Consider the following 16,729-nt stretch of genomic DNA (forward strand, 5'->3'; position numbering starts at 1 on the left):
TACTTTAATAAAATTTTGTGAAACGGTAAGATTAGATTCTTACCGTTTTTTTTATTTTTATCTGCCTGAATATTTGTGCACTAATTAAATGTACTTGAAAGTCATGGTGTTAAAAATTAAAGTAAATTTGAGAAAATTCAACAAAATCTTCAAGGTTAAATGAGATATCTATTGCTATTATTGTTTTTGGGAATAACTGTACCACAAGCAAATTCACAAAAACCGGAAAAATTATCATCAAATCAAATATTTGAAAAGTTAGAAGAATTTAATTTTTTAGGAACCGTACTCTACATAGCGGCGCATCCTGATGATGAAAATACACGTTTGATAAGTTATTTGTCTAACGAGGTTAAAGCGAGGACTGTTTATTTATCATTGACAAGAGGAGATGGTGGACAAAATTTAATAGGTCCGGAAATTAGAGAGTCTTTAGGGGTAATTAGAACTCAAGAATTGTTGGCTGCAAGGAATGTAGATGGAGGTGAGCAGAGGTTTTCTAGAGCCAATGATTTTGGTTATTCTAAAAACCCAACGGAAACTTTGAGTATTTGGGATAGAGAAAAAGTTTTGGCAGATGTAGTGTGGGCTATTCGTACCATACAACCAGATGTGGTTATCAATAGATTTGATCATAGAACACCAGGTACAACACATGGTCATCATACAGCTTCGGCAATGTTGAGTTATGAAGCATTTGATTTGGCAAGCGATGCTTCAAAGTTTACATCTCAGTTGGATTATGTAAATACTTGGAAGCCGAATAGGTTGTTTTTTAACACTTCTTGGTGGTTTTATGGAAGTCAAGAAAAATTTAAAAAAGCGAGCAAAGAGAATTTGTTACAATTTGATATTGGAGTTTATTATCCTCAAAAAGGAGTTTCAAATAATGAAATAGCAGCGTTGGCGAGTAGTCAACATTTGTGTCAAGGTTTTGGAAGGCTTTCAACTCGTGGATCAGAAAGTGAATATATTGAATTTTTAAAAGGAGAATTTCCTGACGATAAAGCAGATTTGTTTTCAGGGATTGATACTTCATGGAATAGAGTAAAAGGAGGAAAAGCAATTGGGGAACTAATTGAACCAATCCTTGAAAATTTTAACTTTAAAAATCCTTCAGTGCATCTTTCGCAATTGATGAAAGCTTATTCCAAATTAGCTGAAGTTTCCGATGATCACTGGAGGGAATTGAAGGAAAAAGAATTGTCTGAAATTATTTATGCTTGTGCTGGTTTGTATTTAGAAGCATCTTCTAAAGTAGCCTCCTCAACTCCAAATGGAACAGTTGATGTGGCATTGGAGATTTTGAATAGATCTAAAAATGATATTAAATTAAAATCGATCACCTATTTGCCAAGCGGTAAAAAAGAAGAAAAAAATGTTTCTTTATTAGAGAATAGCAAACAAATTTATAAGGAGAAAATATGGTTGAAGGCCGAGAAGTTGACGAGTCCTTATTGGTTGGAACATCTTCGAGATTTAGGGATGTATACAGTAAAAGATCAGGCTTTGATAGGTTTACCAAACACTCCTAGGAATATAAAAGTAGTTTTTGAGTTAGAAATTGAAGGAGAGACTATAGAAATAACCAAAGACGTTGTTAGAAGATATGCCAAACGAGATAAAGGGGAATTGTATCAGCCTTTTGAGGTGTTGCCAAAAGTTACGGTTTCAATGAAGAGTCCGGTTGTGGTATTTGAATCTCAAGAAGCTAAAAGTATAGAAGTGACTTTAAAGGCTGGTGAGGATAATGTGCAAGGTGAAGTTGAACTTTGCCATGCGGAGGGTTGGACTGTTGAGCCAAAATTCATCAATTTTTCTATTGAGAAAAAAGGAGCAACCAAGCAATTTAAGTTCAAACTAATACCTCCTAAAAATCAGAGTGAAGCTGAAATTTCAGTAATCGCAAAGGTGGATGGTGAGTTTTACGATAAAGAATTAATTGAGATTGCTTATGACCATATCCCTACTCAGAGTGTGTTGAAACATTCCATGGCTAAGGTGGTGCGTATGGACATCAAAAAGAAAGGTACTTCTATTGGTTATATTGAAGGAGCTGGAGATGTAGTGCCTGAAAGTTTGAGACAAATAGGATATAACGTTACCAAAATTGAACCTAAAGAAATTCAGTTAGAAATGTTGAATGAGTTTGATGCTGTTGTTGTAGGGATTAGAGCTTATAATACGGTGGAGGAATTGAAGTTCAAACAGGCTATTCTTTTGGACTATGTAAAACAAGGAGGTAATCTTGTAGTGCAGTATAACACAGCTGGAAGAGGCGGTGTTGAGGTTGGGGCTCCCTTTACGCTAAAGGTATCGAGAGATCGTGTTACAGATGAGAATGCAGAAGTGAAATTTTTAAAGAAAAAACATGATATTTTAAATACACCCAACAAAATTAGCGATAAAGATTTTGATGGATGGGTGCAGGAACGTGGATTGTATTTTCCTAATAAATGGTCTAAAGAGTACACTGCAATTTTAGCGATGAATGATGCTGGAGAGCCTTCGCGAGAAGGGAGTTTGTTGGTAGCTCATTATGGAAAGGGAACGTATATCTACACAGGATTGAGCTTTTTTAGAGAGCTTCCGGCCGGAGTACCTGGAGCTTATAAGTTGTTTGCAAATATCTTATCTTACAACAAAAAATAATATGGAGAAACCAGTTTACAAATGGAAAAAGATTTACACAGTAGTCTTGGTGGCTAATGCGGTGTATTTCGTTTTGTTTTATTTAATCATGAATCAATTTTCAATTTAATATTTGGCTATGGAAATAGTAGACTGGATTGTTTTAGCAGGGACTTTATTGTTTATTGTAATTTATGGTTCTTATAAAACAAGAGGAAGTAAAAATGTTCAAGAATTTATAAAAGGAGGAAGTGAGTCTAATTGGTGGACGATTGGGTTGTCTGTTATGGCGACTCAGGCCAGTGCAATTACCTTTTTATCAACACCGGGTCAGGCTTTTAATGATGGAATGGGCTTTGTTCAGTTCTATTTTGGTTTGCCTTTGGCAATGGTGATCATCTGTTTGGTTTTTATTCCAATTTATCATCGACTAAAGGTGTATACCGCTTATGAGTTTTTGGAGGATAGGTTTGATTTAAAGACAAGATCGCTCGCTGCAATTTTGTTTTTAATACAGAGAGGTTTGGCTGCTGGGATTACCATTTTTGCACCAGCAATTGTTTTGTCGGCTGTGTTAGGTTGGGACTTAATTCCTTTAAATATAGCCATTGGTGTGCTTGTTATAATTTACACAGTCTCGGGTGGTACCAAAGCTGTAAGTGTAACACAGAAACAACAAATGGCAATCATTTTCTCTGGAATGTTTATAGCTTTTTATTTGATTTTAGATTATTTACCAGAAAATATAACTTTTACCAAAGCCTTAGAAATTGCTGGAGCAAGTGGTAAAATGGATGTATTGGATTTTTCGTTTGATTTGAATAATAGGTATACTGTATGGACAGGTATATTAGGGGGAACTTTTTTAATGCTTTCTTATTTTGGAACTGATCAAAGTCAGGTACAGCGTTACTTGTCAGGGAAATCTGTGCGAGAAAGTCAGTTAGGATTGATTTTTAACGGTTTGCTAAAAATACCAATGCAGTTTTTTATATTATTGGTGGGGGTTTTTGTATTTGTTTTTTATCAGTTCAATTCTGCCCCATTAAATTTTAATCCCAAAGCTACGGAAGTCATTGTGAATTCTGAGAATAGTGCTTTGTATGCCGAATTAGAAGGGCAACATCAAGAAATAGAAAACAAAAAGAAAACATTACTGTTAGAAGAATTATCGACCAACAATATCCAAGAAATTAAAAAACTGAATACTAGGGATAGAGCTTTAAAGGAAGAAGCAAAAGAATTGATTTCAAAAACGGATAAAAACGTAGAGACGAATGATAAGGATTATGTATTTATCCATTTTATTTTAAATAATCTTCCCCGTGGTTTGATTGGGTTGTTGCTTGCCGTTATTTTGTCAGCAGCTATGTCCTCTACTGCTTCTGAACTAAACGCTTTGGCTTCCACAACAACAATGGATTTGTTTAAGCGAAATACAAGCAAAGAGTATGATGATGCATATTATGTGAAAGTAACAAAATGGTTTACTTTGGCTTGGGGTGTCTTAGCTATTTTGGTTGCCTGTGTTGCCAATCTCTTTGATAATTTAATTCAATTGGTAAATATTATCGGTTCTATATTTTACGGAAACGTGTTAGGAATCTTCCTTTTGGCGTTTTTTGTTAAGAGTGTTAAAGGAAATGCTGTTTTCTATGCCGCTATTTTTACGCAAATCATTATTATTGCAGTCTGGTTTTTGGATTTGTTACCCTATTTATGGCTGAACTTATTAGGATGTATGCTAGTAATGTTGTTGGCCATCCTATTGGAGAAATTCAATAAGAAAAACCTTAGTCTGAATTAAAAAAAAGAAAATGAAAAAGAGAATCGTATTAATTTTTATGGTGTTCTGTGGAGTGCAACTCTCAGCCCAAGAGTCTTTAGATATAGTAACTGTTTCAGGGCATTTTGGGAGTCCGCAACCCTATATTGCTGATGAGAACTCTAATTTTAAAGGGGATGCTACGGAGAGAGGAGCCATGGTTAATTTGGTAGTTCCAATTGTATTAAATGAAAAGCAGATTTGGTATAATAGTGTCAATTATATGCAGTGGAATGTAAATAATAATGAGACCATGCCAGTGGATATTGCAAACCCAATACAGATTCACGGTTTGATTTTACGAACTGGTTTTATTCAAAAGTTTGAGAATGGAAACTCTATCCAAGCTATTTTTATACCACGTTTGATGTCGGATTTTAAAAATATCAACGGAAAACATTTTCAGTTTGGGGGAACGTTTATTTATGAAAAGATTTATAATGAGAATTTGAAAATTGGATATGGTGCTTTATATAATCAAGAAACGTTTGGTGTAAACATTGTCCCTTTGGTGAATTTAGAATGGAAGATGTCTGAAAGATGGTCTATGTCTGGTTTGCTGCCAATTTATTCTAAAATTAAATACAAAGTAAATGATAAATTGAATCTAGGTATGCATCATTTTGGGTTGGTTACTTCCTATCGTTTGGGAGAAGAGGCCTACCAGAATGATTATATCGAAAGAAGAAGTATTGATTTAGGCTTGTTTGCGAGGTATAACTTATTTGGGAACATTCATGTAGAAGGTAGGTATGGTTATTCCTTTGGAAGAAGTTATGCCCAATACGATGAAAATGATAAGATTGATTTAGCACTTCCTTTAGCGACCATAGGAGATAATAGAACTCAGAAAAACGCTAACTTTAATGATGGTACTTATGCGCATATTCGCCTCGTCTATGCAATCAAATTATAAAAATTATTTTTTAGAAATTGCCTTATCGTCTTTCCAAAGACCATCGTAAATAATTTTATTTTTTTTGTTGGTTACTTTTCCAGAACCGTTTCTTAGGTTGTTTTTCCATTGCCCCATATAAACATCACCCGAAGAAAAAAAGTAGGTTCCGTAACCTTCTCGATTGTCATCATTATATTCTCCTTCGTAAGAGTCTCCATTTTGCCAATAGTAGGATCCGTAGCCATGTCTTTTGTTGTTCTTCCATTCTCCTTCGTAAAAGCCTTTTTTTGCGAAGATAGCTACCCCTTGTCCATGCGCAGCGTCGTTCACTACGTCACCTAGATAAATAATGTCCAATCCCTCTTTTGTTTTTAGTCGGAGCATTTCTTTTCTTGAAATACTCAGGTTTTTTGAATCCGTCAAGTCTTCAATTTCCGATTCTATCATAGAAATAAAAATACTGTCAAGTTTTCTTTTGTTGAGGTGGTTCTCCTTTTCTGTATGATAGTTTTTTAAAAGGGTATTGAACTCTTTTTGAGTCAAGGTACTTTCTTCTTGAAGTGCTACAATTAAGGTTTCATAGGAATCTATTTTTTCTTGATAGTTGGTTATGATTTCGTTCACTTGAATTAATTCGTCAATCATCGATTGAGTTTTTACAATATCAATTTTTCTAGGATATTTAGAATGTAGTTTTTGGTATGCTGTAATTGCATTCTTATATTCTTTGTGAATGAGCAGACTATCTGCATCAGATTTTAAGGCTAAAAACTTTAATTCTGATTTTTTAGAATAGCCAAATCCGTTGAATACAAATAAAACAACATTGATCAATGTCGCTATAATTATAATGATTAAAGTTCTTTTTTTCATTTGTTCTGATTAGTATCCTAAGTTAATTTTTGGAAGTCTGTTTGCCGTTTTTCTGCCATCAATTCCAATAAATACATTGAATCGTAAAATATGACTCGTTTTATATTCATAACCAGTTGATTTCTGACCTAAAGTCCACATATGTCCTGCAAAAAGAGTAACCGAATTATTGATCACATAACCGAATCCATTATAAGTTCTAAAATCTTCAAAAGGATTGTAAGCGATGTTGTGACCAGATTGCATGAAAATTTCAACACTAGGAGAGAAAAAGAATGTTTTTGGCTCGATTACAGGTTTGTTCAAAGGGATGTATGAAAAGAGTTTGTATCGATATCTATTTGTATATTGGTAATTCGCTCCAACTTCGTTGCTCTTTTTCCATCGATGCTCAAATCTAAATTGATGAATAAGTTTAACGCGCCCTATTTTCGGTGACTTAAATAACCATTGATGCCATATTCTTGGTTCAACAGTAGTAGTTTCGTAATTCGGATTTCCTGGGTCTGGAGTGAAGTTAAAAACCAAAGTTGGACCTACAACAATTTCAAAATTGTCGTTAACGAAAATATTAAGACCAAAACGATTGTAAACTTGACGGGGTCTTCCAACAAAGGAGGTTATATTATCAACTGAATTTCTAGCTCTGTAATGATGTTCAGCATAATAGCCAAGGGTTTTGTTTAGTCTGATCTTTAAATAAAGTCCTGCCCAGATGCCTGTTTCCTCCAAATTAACACTGGGTTCAGTTTGTGCTTGATTGGTTAGTGTGTGAAATATTAAGAATAAAAAGAATAGTGTTTTCTTCATTTAATCAAGGTGTTGTAAGAACAAAAAGCTATTAGTAGACTATAAAAATACAATAGATTTGGAATGTAAAAAGTATTAAAAGAATCAATTGCGTTTTAAGTATGAGTAAATTAAGAAAATATTCAAAAAAAAGCCCAAATAAATGTTATTTGGGCTTTTCCATTGTGTTGGTTTTTTATATCTCTACTTCCCATTCTTTCAGAGAAACTGTATTCATGTTTATATAATCTCTATTATTAGCTTTCTGTGCTAGTTCTAAAGATTTTTTTGCAGCTTTGATTGCTCCTTTCGTGTCACCCGCCTTGGCATGGATTAAAGATTGTTGTCTGATAACCCAGAATTTAGGTTTCTTTTTTTGTTGTTTTACCGCTTTGTCAATCCATTTTTGTGCAAGTTTTATATCCTTGTCATTATTTAAGTAATACACTGCGGCAGCGTAATAATCATTTGCCTTTGGTTCACCTTCCATTGTAGACTCAATACTTGCCATTACAATTCTATCTGTAGGAACTTCAAAAGGAATTGCAACATAGGTTTTTTCCCAAATCAATTCTAAATGAGCGCTGTTTCCTTTGATCTCATTAAAGCCAATAGCCATTGTTTCCACGTTAAAAGGTACCGGGTATGATTTTACAGATGTTTTAGCAGCAACTTTTGCATCCTCCCATTTTTGAGGGTTTCCCCAGTTTTCAGAATCGCTATAAAAAAATATTTCCCATGAATCTTTATTTGGTTTTGTATATAAAGCATAAGTACCTGCCTTTAATTCTTGTCCATCCACGGTGATTTCCGTGTCAATGGTTATTTTGGTGTTTGCATTGGCTCCAGTTCTCCATATTTTTCCATAAGGTACTAAATCACCAAAAATAGTTCTCCCTTTGACACTGGGTCTAGAGTATTCTACGCTAACGGTAGTCATCCCAACTTTTTGAGAATTTGTTCCAAGTGGACTAGGTTGTGGTGTTTTTACTTGAGCAGTAAGCGAGGTTAGCGAAATGGTAAAAAGCGCTAAAATAATTTTTTTCATAATTTTTAAAATTTGTTGATTACTCCTCCCAAGATACGGACTTTTAATTAAGTTGTATTTAAATAAAAAGGTATCTTTACTTTACTATAATTATAAAAGAATGATATGAAAATTACTTTTTTAGGACATGCTAGTTTTTTAATAGAAATTGAGGAAACAAAAATTATTGTGGATCCATTTATTACCCCGAATCCATTGGCTGAAGATATCAATATATCAGCATTAAATGCAGATTATATTTTGGTAACACATGCCCATGAAGATCATATTGCAGATGTTGAAAAAATAGCAAAACTTTCGGATGCTGTGGTTGTTTCAAATTTTGAAATTGTTAGTTATTTCGAGAAATTAGGAGTCTCAGGTCATCCAATGAATCACGGCGGAACATGGGAGTTTGATTTCGGAAAAGTAACTTATACCAATGCAGTTCATTCAAGTTCGTTTCCTGATGGATCTTATGGTGGAAACCCAGGTGGTTTTTTAATAGAGGGAGAGCATAAAGTAATTTATATTGCTGGGGATACTGCCTTGACAATGGATATGAAATTGATTCCTTTGAAAGCAAAATTAGATGTGGCTATTTTACCGGTTGGAGATAATTTTACCATGGGGGTTGATGATGCCATTATAGCGAGTGATTTTATAGAATGTTCAAAAATTATCGGTTGTCATTTTGATACTTTCGGTTACATTGAAATTGACCATGAAGCTGCGATTAAAAAGTTTTATGACAAGGATAAAGATTTGATGCTTTTGAAAATAGGAGAGCAAATTCAATTGTAATTAGAATTTATGTTGAAAGCTACCTACAAGAGATATATTTTAAATTTTAAGCAAGCAAGTGGAACCTCTAGAGGAGTTCTGAAAACCAAAGAAACTTTTTTTATTCTCCTAGAAGAACAGGGGAAAGAAGGAATAGGAGAATGTGGTTTGTTTAGAGGGTTGAGTATTGATGATAAGCCAGATTATGAAGAGAAGTTACAATGGGTTTGTAATCATATTTCTTTAGGAAAAGAAGCTTTGCTAAATGAACTTTATCAGTACCCTTCGATTCAATTTGGTGTAGAACAAGCATTTTTGTCTTTTGCATCTAAAGATAAGTTTCAAATATTTGATACGGATTTTGTTTCCGTCAACAAACCAATATCAATAAATGGATTGATATGGATGGGAGATCCAGGTTTTATGCAGAGGCAAATCGAAGAAAAGTTGAAAGCAGGATTTGGAACTATAAAGTTAAAAATTGGAGCGATAAACTTTGATAAAGAATGTGAACTATTGGCTTCTATAAGAGAGCGGTTTTCTGCTAACGAAATAGAACTTAGAGTAGATGCCAATGGAGCTTTTTCTCCAGAAGAAGCTTTGTCTAAATTAGAACGTCTTGCAAAGTTTGATTTGCATTCCATTGAGCAACCCATCAAGCAAGGTCAAATTTCTGAAATGGCAAAACTTTGTTTGAAAACTCCACTTCCAATCGCTTTAGATGAAGAGTTGATAGGCGTTTTTTCTAGAGAAGATAAAATAGCTTTGATAGATGAGATACAACCTCAGTACATTATTTTAAAACCAAGTTTGGTTGGAGGGATCCAAGGGAGCGACGATTGGATTTCTGTAGTGGAAAAAAATAATATTGAGTGGTGGATAACATCTGCTTTGGAAAGTAATATTGGATTAAATGCAATTGCACAATATACAAGTAAATTGCAGACCACTATGCCGCAAGGATTAGGAACTGGAGCTTTGTTTACAAATAATATAGATTCTCCTTTGCATGTTGAAGATGGGAAATTATGGTATAATTCATCCAAAAAATGGGGTGAACTAAATTTTTAGAATGGATTTTTTACAAAAAGGGTTTTTAGGACAAACTGACTGGTGGAAATATATAGCGACCATTGTGGTGGTTATTATGGGTGTATTTTTATTTTCAATTCCACACTCCATGGCTATTGGAGTCAAAACTGCTTTGGGAGAGGCGGATGCAAGTCGTTTGGATGACGTTTCTTATGTGATGTCTCTCTTTGATTCTAATGTTGGATTGGTGTATATGATTTTACCTTTTGTAGGAGGTCTTATTGCTTTGTTAGTGTCGGTCAAATATATTCATAAGCAAAGCTTAGTGCATCTTACAACTGGAAGAGAAAAAATAGATTGGAAAAGAGTTCGTTTTTCTTTTTTGGTTTGGATGGCTATAATTGTGAGTTTTGTGCTGATTCAATTGCTTGTTGCTCCGGAATCTTTGGTTCTCAATTTTCAATGGAAACCTTTTTTAATTTTACTAGTCATTGGGGGATTATTAATTCCTTTTCAAACTAGTTTTGAGGAATATGTTTTTAGGGGGTATTTGATGCAGACAATGGGAGTATTGTCAAGAAACAGATGGTTTCCCTTGTTGTTTACTTCTGTAGTGTTTGGGGTGTTGCATATCTCTAATCCTGAGGTTGCAAAATTGGGTTATGGACTTATGGTGTATTATATAGGAACTGGTTTTTTTCTAGGAATCATTACTTTAATGGATGATGGTATGGAATTAAGTTTAGGGTTTCATGCGGCGAATAATTTAATTTCTGCTTTATTGGTAACAGCCGATTGGCAAGTATTTCAGACATATTCTATTTTTAAGGATATTGCAGAGCCTAATCTAATTACCGCAATTGTACCTTCTATGGTATTATTTCCAGTCATGATTTTTGTGTACGCTAAGAGATACGGTTGGACAGATTGGAAACAGAGACTTACTGGAGAAATAGAAGTGCCATTGTTAGAAAAAGAATATGACTCATTTTAATATACATCCTAGTTTTAAGATAAATGGAGAGAAGCTTCAAGCTCCTAAAAAATTAATTTCGTTTTTAAAAGAAAAGGAGATTGAAGGAGTTTCTTTTTTAGAGGAATGGTTTGATCAGAAAGAATACGTTGTAGTAAAAACCTCAGGTTCTACGGGTGTTCCTAAAGTAATAAAAATTAAGAAAGAGCAAATGCTGAATTCTGCATCTGCAACCGGGACTTATTTTGAATTAGTTCCTGGTACAAAAGCATTGCTTTGTATGTCATCAGACTTTATTGCAGGGAAAATGATGTGGGTTAGAGCTCTTTTGTTGGGCTGGGAATTAACCGTTGTTCCTGTTTCTTCAACTCCATTAAAAAATACTAAAGTTAATTTTGACTTTGCGGCTATGGTTCCGTTGCAGTTATCAAATTCTCTTGAGGAATTGGATAGGGTGAAAACCTTGATTGTAGGAGGTGGAGTTGTTTCAAAAGAATTAGCAATAAAAATACAGAATATTAAAACAGAAATTTATGCGACATATGGAATGACGGAAACAGTTACCCATATTGCGATAAAAAAAATAAATAAGGTACATGAAGAGGAGGGGGAATTATATCATGCCTTGCCTTCCGTAACATTGTCCTTAGATAAAAGAGGTTGTTTGATTATTGATGCTCCCAAGATTTCTGATGATAAAGTGGTTACTAATGATTTGGTTCGTTTGGTTTCTGAAACTTCTTTCGAATGGTTGGGGCGCTATGATTCCGTTATTAATAGTGGAGGAATTAAATTGATACCAGAACAGATAGAAAATAAAATCTCTAAGGTGATAGAAAGCAATTTTTTTGTTTCAGGTATTCCAGACTCTATTTTAGGTGAAAAAGTAGTTCTAGTGATAGAAGAAAAAAACGAAAAAAAAATAAAGAATTCTGATATTAAAGAATTTCTTTTAGGTGCTGAATTGGATACTTATCAGTTTCCAAAGGAAATTTATTTTGTAGATAAATTTATCATGACGGAAACAGGAAAGATTAAAAGGGCTGCTATTTTAGAAAAGTACTTATAGATTACTGACAAACTCTTCTTTAAAAGTTTCCCAAGAGACCGTCAAAAAATTTTGTTGAGCAAAATATAATAAAATAGGCTCCATTTCTTTCGGATCTAAATATCCCGGCAGTTTTTGAATCAAACGTTCGTCTTGATCCATAAAAACAGTAGAGGGGTAGCTCATTTCTCCATGAAGTATACTTGCAGCCAATTCGTTGTATCCTTTTTTGCCTTGTTTGATAAATTTATACTCCTTGCCTTTGTAAAGGATAGGAGTGGTTTGCTCTGCATCTAATTTAACGGCGTAATAATTGTCGTTTATAATTGTTGCTATGACTGGGTTTTCGTAAGTGATATGATCCATTTTTTTACAATAACCACACCAGTCAGTATAGACATCAATCAATATAGTTTTTGGATTCTTTTTATTCAATTCAATGGCTTTTTCAAAACTGATCCATTCAATTTCTTGAGCTTGTGTTGACAGGCAAAAAAGAAAAATGATAAAAATATATTTTTTCATAGCTTGATTTTATTTGGGTTAGTGAACCCCGTGCATCAATGATTTTATTTTTCTCGTCAATAAAATTACAATAAATCCGGCTCCCACTGGAACTAAAGTGAAAATTAAGAAAAAAGTTGTCAAGGAGTATTCGGCGGTGATTTTATCAATCATTCCTCCCATAGAACCAGCTACTTTGTTTCCCATTCCAATGGCAACATACCAAAGTCCAAACATCAATCCAATTTTACTAGCGGGTACTAATTTTGATAAATAAGACAGTCCAACTGGTGATAAAGTCAATTCTCCTAAAGTATGTAACAAATAAGCTAATATTAACCAGATAACACTCACAGAAGCTGTTTGTGCGCCAGATGGGATTCCAGTAGAACCATAGGCTAAAAATCCAAAACCAAGTCCTAATAAAATCAACCCAATTCCAAACTTAACACTAGCAGGTGGATTGAATTTGCTTTCCCATATTTTTGAAAATAGGGGAGCAAAAGCAATAATATAGAAAGAGTTTAAAATTCCAAACCAAGATGCAGGGATTTCAGTAGAACTATCGTTGAATTGGTTTTTTAACATCCATATAACTATTCCCCAGATGATAACAAAACTAGCTCCTAGAAATAAATTTGAAACAGCATATTTTTTAAAAGTCATCCTAAACAAAAGGAACAAAACATAAGTTATGATCGCTAATGGCACTACCGTGATTAATGTGTTTGTAATTCTAAAAACAGTGGCTGCAGTTCCGTCTAGAACTCTATTGGTGTAGTCTTTTGCAAAAATAGTCATAGAACCACCTGCTTGTTCAAAAGCGGCCCAAAAGAAAACTGTAAAAAATGCCAATATTCCTACAACAATATAACGATCTCTCTGAACAGCATCACTTACAGTGGGGGCTTTTTCATTAATTTCTTCCGTTGGAATTCTGTCTTGTTGTTTTTTAGAAAGCCCAATATTACCAAAAATGTTTTGTGCAAACCAAAATTGTAACATTCCTAAAAACATAAAAATTCCAGCCAAACCAAAACCCCAATGAAAACCATAGGTTTCTCCAATATATCCACATAATAAAATTCCTAAAAATGCTCCTGCATTTACTCCCATATAATAAATGGTATAAGCGCCATCTTTTTTCTCGGGTCTATCATCATACATTTCAGAAATAATAGAAGTCATGTTTGGCTTAAAAAGTCCATTACCAGCAATCAAACAGGCAATTCCAATATACAAACTGGTAGGGGTGTCAAAAGTCATGGCGGCATGTCCCGCAGTCATAATCAAAGCACCTAAAGCAACTGCCCATCGATACCCTAAAAATTTATCAGCCAAATAACCACCAATTACTGGAGTAAAATAAACTAACATGGTGTATGTTCCATACAAGCCTAAAGCTTCTTCTCTAGACCAGGCCCAACCTCCATCTAATAAGGCTGAAGTTAGAAATAAAACCAATAAAGCACGCATTCCATAATAAGAGAATCGTTCCCACATTTCTGTGAAAAACAAAACAAAAAGTCCGGCAGGATGCCCTAGCACATTGTCTTTGAAAAATTGATCAGTATTGTTATTTGACATAAGGGGTAGATTTTAATTTTTTAAATGTTGTTCTAGGTAAGTTGTCATTTTATTGAATAAATGCAGTCTTGTATTTTGACCTCTATAAATACCATGAGTTCTATCTGGGTAGATGGCTTGTTCAAAATTTTTATTTGCCTGAATCAAGGCATTTGTCATTTGATACGTGTTTTGTACATGTACATTGTCATCGCCTGAACCATGAATAATTAAATAATTTCCTTTCAATTTATCTGCATGAAACAAGGGAGAATTCATATCATATCCTTCCGGGTTTTCTTCAGGTGTTTGCATGTATCTTTCTGTGTATATAGAATCGTAAAACCTCCAGGAAGTAACGGGTGCAACAGCGATGGCTGTATTGAAAACATCAGCGCCTTTAAGAATACAATTACTGGCCATAAAACCACCATAGCTCCATCCCCAAATAGCAATAGCGTTTTCGTTGATATATGGCAAGGCTCCTAGTTTTTTAGCAGCTTCAATTTGATCGATGGTTTCATATTTACCCAATTCTTTATAGGTCACTTTTTTAAAAGCAGCTCCTTTATAACCAGTTCCTCTTCCATCAACACAAGCAACAATAAATCCTTTTTGTGTCAACAGGTGGTACCAATAATCATTGTAACTATTCCATGAGTTAGAAACACTTTGTGAACCTGGACCAGAATATTGAACCATTACCAGTGGGTAACTTTTCTCTGAAGAAAAATCTTTTGGTTTGAGCATCCACATGTTAAAAGTTCCATTGTCTGTTGTAATCTCTGAAAATTCTTTTGTCGAGGTGTTAAATGGTTCTAGCTTTTCTTTGAGTTGCTTGTTATTTGCAATTTCTTTGACTATTTTTTTTCCATTAAACAAAGAGTAACTGAGCGGAGTACTTGCATCAGAGTGATTGATAATGGCATATTTTTTTGTACTGCTAAAGTCGGCATCAGAAGTACCTGATTTTTTACTGATCAATTTTTTGCTTTTTCCATTTAGGTTGATGGCATAAATTGTTCGTTCAATACTTCCATCTTCCACAGATTGATAAAAGAGTTTTCTTTCTTTTGCATCGACTCCATAAAATTTGGTCACATCCCATTTTCCTTTAGTGATTTGTTTGATTAGTTTACCACTTGCGTTGTAGTGAAACAAATGATTGTATCCGGTTTTTTCACTTTGCATGATGAAACTGTTATTTTTTAAAAAATGGATATCAGCAATTTTGTCGACCTCTACATAGCAAGAATCATTTTCTTCAAGTATCAATTTTTTAGTACTATTGTTGCCATTTACAGTATATAATTTTAATTTATTCTGATGCCTGTTTAAGGTAACCACAGCAACATTATCGCTATTGTTGGTCCATTTTAATAAAGGGATATATTCATAAGAATCTAATACGATTTCTTTGGAAGCATTTGAAAGTAAGTCGGCAACATGAAGAGTTACTTTAGAATTTTTTTCTCCAGCTTTTGGGTATTTGAAAGTAAAAGGAGTTGGGTACAGTGCATTGCCAAAAATATCCATAGAAAAAGTAGGAACCTCGGTTTCATTAAATTTTAAATAGGCAATTTTGTTACTGTCAGAACTCCATTCATAGGCTTTGACAAATGCAAATTCCTCTTCATAAACCCAATCTGTAATTCCGTTGATGATTTGGTTTTTTGCGCCATCAAAAGTTACTTGGTCCGTTTTGTTGTTTGCCAGTGTTTTTACATAAATATTATTGTCTTGAACGAAGGCAATTTTTTTACTGTCCTTAGAAAAAGTAGGTTCTTGAATAGGGGAATCAGAAATTTTGCTAATTTTTTTTGAAGCTATTTCATAAACATAGAAAATTGATTTTGATGAGTGTCTATAGATAGACTCTGTGTTTGTAGCCAATAATACATGCGTTTCTGAAGCATTGAAGGTATAGGCATCAAAATAGGCAATATCGCTAAGGTCTTTGCTAGAAACTAAAGTTTTAATTTTTTCTAGAGAAGCATAACTATAAACATCAATACTTGTAGAACGCGCAGCTCTGTCGTAATTTAAGAGGCTATAGAAGTCTCCTTTCATCGGACTGTAGGATTCTAGGTAGTTTTGCCTAAATTCTCCAGACCAAATTTTCTCATTGGTAATTTGCTGTGATTGAGCGGTTAAAAGAAAAGGAGTAAGAATTAATATTAGTCTAAAGATGTAGTGCATTCGGTAAAAATATTTTAACGGTCAATTTATGAAAAATTAAATAAATAATAATCTCTTGACTCACTTAAATTGGTAGTATAATGTTAAGTATCTCATAGGGTTTATTCGGTTTTTGAGATATAAGTTCTGTATCTTTGGTTTGAGTTTTTTTGATAATAGAATAAATTGAATTTTATGATAATTAAAGAGGTAAGAGGATGTAAACCTTCCTTTGGTGAAGATTGTTTTTTAGCTGAAAATTGTGTGATTCTTGGAGAGGTTTCTATGGGAGATCAATGCAGTATTTGGTACAATGCTGTGGTAAGAGGTGATGTGCATTTTATAAAAATGGGTAATAAAGTAAATATTCAAGATGGGGCAGTGATACATGCAACTTTTGAAAAATCACCAACCACTATCGGGAACAATGTTTCTGTGGGACATAATGCTATCGTGCATGGATGTACTATTCATGATGATGTTTTGGTAGGGATGGGGGCTATTGTGATGGATGATTGTATTGTTGAAAGTAATAGTATTATTGCCGCTGGTGCTGTGGTAGCAAAAGGAACTCATATCAAATCAGGCTCCGTTTATGCTGG

Annotated in this window: 14 protein-coding genes; 8 read left to right on the top strand and 6 right to left on the bottom strand. The window is 34.0% G+C overall.

Annotation, left to right across the window (positions count from 1 at the left end; all coding sequences use genetic code 11):
- Nucleotides 1-159: 159 nt before the first annotated feature.
- From P8H68_RS02925 to P8H68_RS02935, 3 genes are all read left to right on the top strand, one after another.
- Nucleotides 160-2,652 (top strand): PIG-L family deacetylase, encoded by a 2,493-nt coding sequence (locus tag P8H68_RS02925; RefSeq protein WP_300321381.1) that lies wholly within the window; start codon nucleotides 160-162, stop codon nucleotides 2,650-2,652.
- Between the two features lie 118 nt (nucleotides 2,653-2,770).
- A complete protein-coding gene (locus P8H68_RS02930; RefSeq protein WP_300321383.1) occupies nucleotides 2,771-4,438 on the top strand; it encodes a sodium:solute symporter in 1,668 nt (555 codons plus the stop codon).
- A gap of 10 nt (nucleotides 4,439-4,448) precedes the next feature.
- The gene (locus P8H68_RS02935) at nucleotides 4,449-5,372 is read left to right on the top strand and encodes a DUF6268 family outer membrane beta-barrel protein (protein ID WP_300321385.1); all 924 of its coding nucleotides are present in this window, start codon (nucleotides 4,449-4,451) and stop codon (nucleotides 5,370-5,372) included.
- Between the two features lie 3 nt (nucleotides 5,373-5,375).
- On the opposite strand, the gene P8H68_RS02940 is transcribed toward P8H68_RS02935, so the two are convergent.
- From P8H68_RS02940 to P8H68_RS02950, 3 genes are all read right to left on the bottom strand, one after another.
- A complete protein-coding gene (locus P8H68_RS02940; RefSeq protein ID WP_300321387.1) occupies nucleotides 5,376-6,227 on the bottom strand; it encodes a hypothetical protein in 852 nt (283 codons plus the stop codon).
- Between the two features lie 9 nt (nucleotides 6,228-6,236).
- Nucleotides 6,237-7,037, bottom strand: a complete 801-nt coding sequence (locus P8H68_RS02945) for a DUF2490 domain-containing protein (protein WP_300321389.1) — start codon at nucleotides 7,035-7,037, stop codon at nucleotides 6,237-6,239.
- 175 nt (nucleotides 7,038-7,212) lie between these two features.
- Nucleotides 7,213-8,064 carry a DUF2911 domain-containing protein gene (locus P8H68_RS02950; protein WP_300321390.1) on the bottom strand — a complete coding sequence of 284 codons (852 nt, stop codon included), beginning with the start codon at nucleotides 8,062-8,064 and terminating at the stop codon, nucleotides 7,213-7,215.
- A 105-nt stretch (nucleotides 8,065-8,169) separates the two neighbouring features.
- Here P8H68_RS02950 and P8H68_RS02955 point away from each other — a divergent pair, with 105 nt between their 5' ends.
- Genes P8H68_RS02955 through P8H68_RS02970 form a run of 4 tightly spaced genes read left to right on the top strand, consistent with a single transcriptional unit; the run spans nucleotide 8,170 to nucleotide 11,900 of the window.
- Nucleotides 8,170-8,847 carry a metal-dependent hydrolase gene (locus tag P8H68_RS02955; RefSeq protein ID WP_300321392.1) on the top strand — a complete coding sequence of 226 codons (678 nt, stop codon included), beginning with the start codon at nucleotides 8,170-8,172 and terminating at the stop codon, nucleotides 8,845-8,847.
- A gap of 12 nt (nucleotides 8,848-8,859) precedes the next feature.
- Nucleotides 8,860-9,897: an o-succinylbenzoate synthase gene (locus P8H68_RS02960; protein WP_300321406.1), complete on the top strand. Its 1,038-nt coding sequence runs from the start codon at nucleotides 8,860-8,862 to the stop codon at nucleotides 9,895-9,897.
- A 1-nt stretch (nucleotide 9,898) separates the two neighbouring features.
- The gene (locus P8H68_RS02965; protein WP_300321393.1) at nucleotides 9,899-10,852 is read left to right on the top strand and encodes a type II CAAX endopeptidase family protein; all 954 of its coding nucleotides are present in this window, start codon (nucleotides 9,899-9,901) and stop codon (nucleotides 10,850-10,852) included.
- The gene (locus tag P8H68_RS02970; protein ID WP_300321395.1) at nucleotides 10,839-11,900 is read left to right on the top strand and encodes an AMP-binding protein; all 1,062 of its coding nucleotides are present in this window, start codon (nucleotides 10,839-10,841) and stop codon (nucleotides 11,898-11,900) included. The genes P8H68_RS02965 and P8H68_RS02970 overlap by 14 nt, the downstream gene beginning before the upstream one ends.
- On the opposite strand, the gene P8H68_RS02975 is transcribed toward P8H68_RS02970, so the two are convergent.
- The 3 genes from P8H68_RS02975 to P8H68_RS02985 are packed head-to-tail and all read right to left on the bottom strand — an operon-like array spanning nucleotide 11,895 to nucleotide 16,148.
- Complete coding sequence (locus tag P8H68_RS02975; RefSeq protein WP_300321398.1) at nucleotides 11,895-12,404, bottom strand: DUF255 domain-containing protein; 510 nt, start codon at nucleotides 12,402-12,404, stop codon at nucleotides 11,895-11,897. The genes P8H68_RS02970 and P8H68_RS02975 overlap by 6 nt on opposite strands.
- Before the next feature lie 18 nt (nucleotides 12,405-12,422).
- The gene (locus tag P8H68_RS02980) at nucleotides 12,423-13,970 is read right to left on the bottom strand and encodes a peptide MFS transporter (protein ID WP_300321400.1); all 1,548 of its coding nucleotides are present in this window, start codon (nucleotides 13,968-13,970) and stop codon (nucleotides 12,423-12,425) included.
- A 12-nt stretch (nucleotides 13,971-13,982) separates the two neighbouring features.
- Nucleotides 13,983-16,148, bottom strand: coding sequence for a S9 family peptidase (locus tag P8H68_RS02985; RefSeq protein WP_300321402.1), 2,166 nt, complete (start codon nucleotides 16,146-16,148; stop codon nucleotides 13,983-13,985).
- A 174-nt stretch (nucleotides 16,149-16,322) separates the two neighbouring features.
- Here P8H68_RS02985 and P8H68_RS02990 point away from each other — a divergent pair.
- The coding region (locus P8H68_RS02990) for a gamma carbonic anhydrase family protein (RefSeq protein ID WP_300321405.1) at nucleotides 16,323-16,729 on the top strand (407 nt) is incomplete at its 3' end.

The sequence above is a fragment of the Flavicella sp. genome, assembly GCF_029238425.1.
GTDB lineage: Bacteria > Bacteroidota > Bacteroidia > Flavobacteriales > Flavobacteriaceae > Flavicella.

Bases quoted from the DNA above. Each gene is read 5' to 3' on its own strand.
- P8H68_RS02925 (WP_300321381.1), top strand. From the start codon at position 160: ATGAGATATCTATTGCTATTATTGTTTTTGGGAATAACTGTACCACAA.
- P8H68_RS02930 (WP_300321383.1), top strand. From the start codon at position 2,771: ATGGAAATAGTAGACTGGATTGTTTTAGCAGGGACTTTATTGTTTATT.
- P8H68_RS02935 (WP_300321385.1), top strand. From the start codon at position 4,449: ATGAAAAAGAGAATCGTATTAATTTTTATGGTGTTCTGTGGAGTGCAA.
- P8H68_RS02940 (WP_300321387.1), bottom strand. From the start codon at position 6,227: ATGAAAAAAAGAACTTTAATCATTATAATTATAGCGACATTGATCAAT.
- P8H68_RS02945 (WP_300321389.1), bottom strand. From the start codon at position 7,037: ATGAAGAAAACACTATTCTTTTTATTCTTAATATTTCACACACTAACC.
- P8H68_RS02950 (WP_300321390.1), bottom strand. From the start codon at position 8,064: ATGAAAAAAATTATTTTAGCGCTTTTTACCATTTCGCTAACCTCGCTT.
- P8H68_RS02955 (WP_300321392.1), top strand. From the start codon at position 8,170: ATGAAAATTACTTTTTTAGGACATGCTAGTTTTTTAATAGAAATTGAG.
- P8H68_RS02965 (WP_300321393.1), top strand. From the start codon at position 9,899: ATGGATTTTTTACAAAAAGGGTTTTTAGGACAAACTGACTGGTGGAAA.
- P8H68_RS02970 (WP_300321395.1), top strand. From the start codon at position 10,839: ATGACTCATTTTAATATACATCCTAGTTTTAAGATAAATGGAGAGAAG.
- P8H68_RS02975 (WP_300321398.1), bottom strand. From the start codon at position 12,404: ATGAAAAAATATATTTTTATCATTTTTCTTTTTTGCCTGTCAACACAA.
- P8H68_RS02980 (WP_300321400.1), bottom strand. From the start codon at position 13,970: ATGTCAAATAACAATACTGATCAATTTTTCAAAGACAATGTGCTAGGG.
- P8H68_RS02985 (WP_300321402.1), bottom strand. From the start codon at position 16,148: ATGCACTACATCTTTAGACTAATATTAATTCTTACTCCTTTTCTTTTA.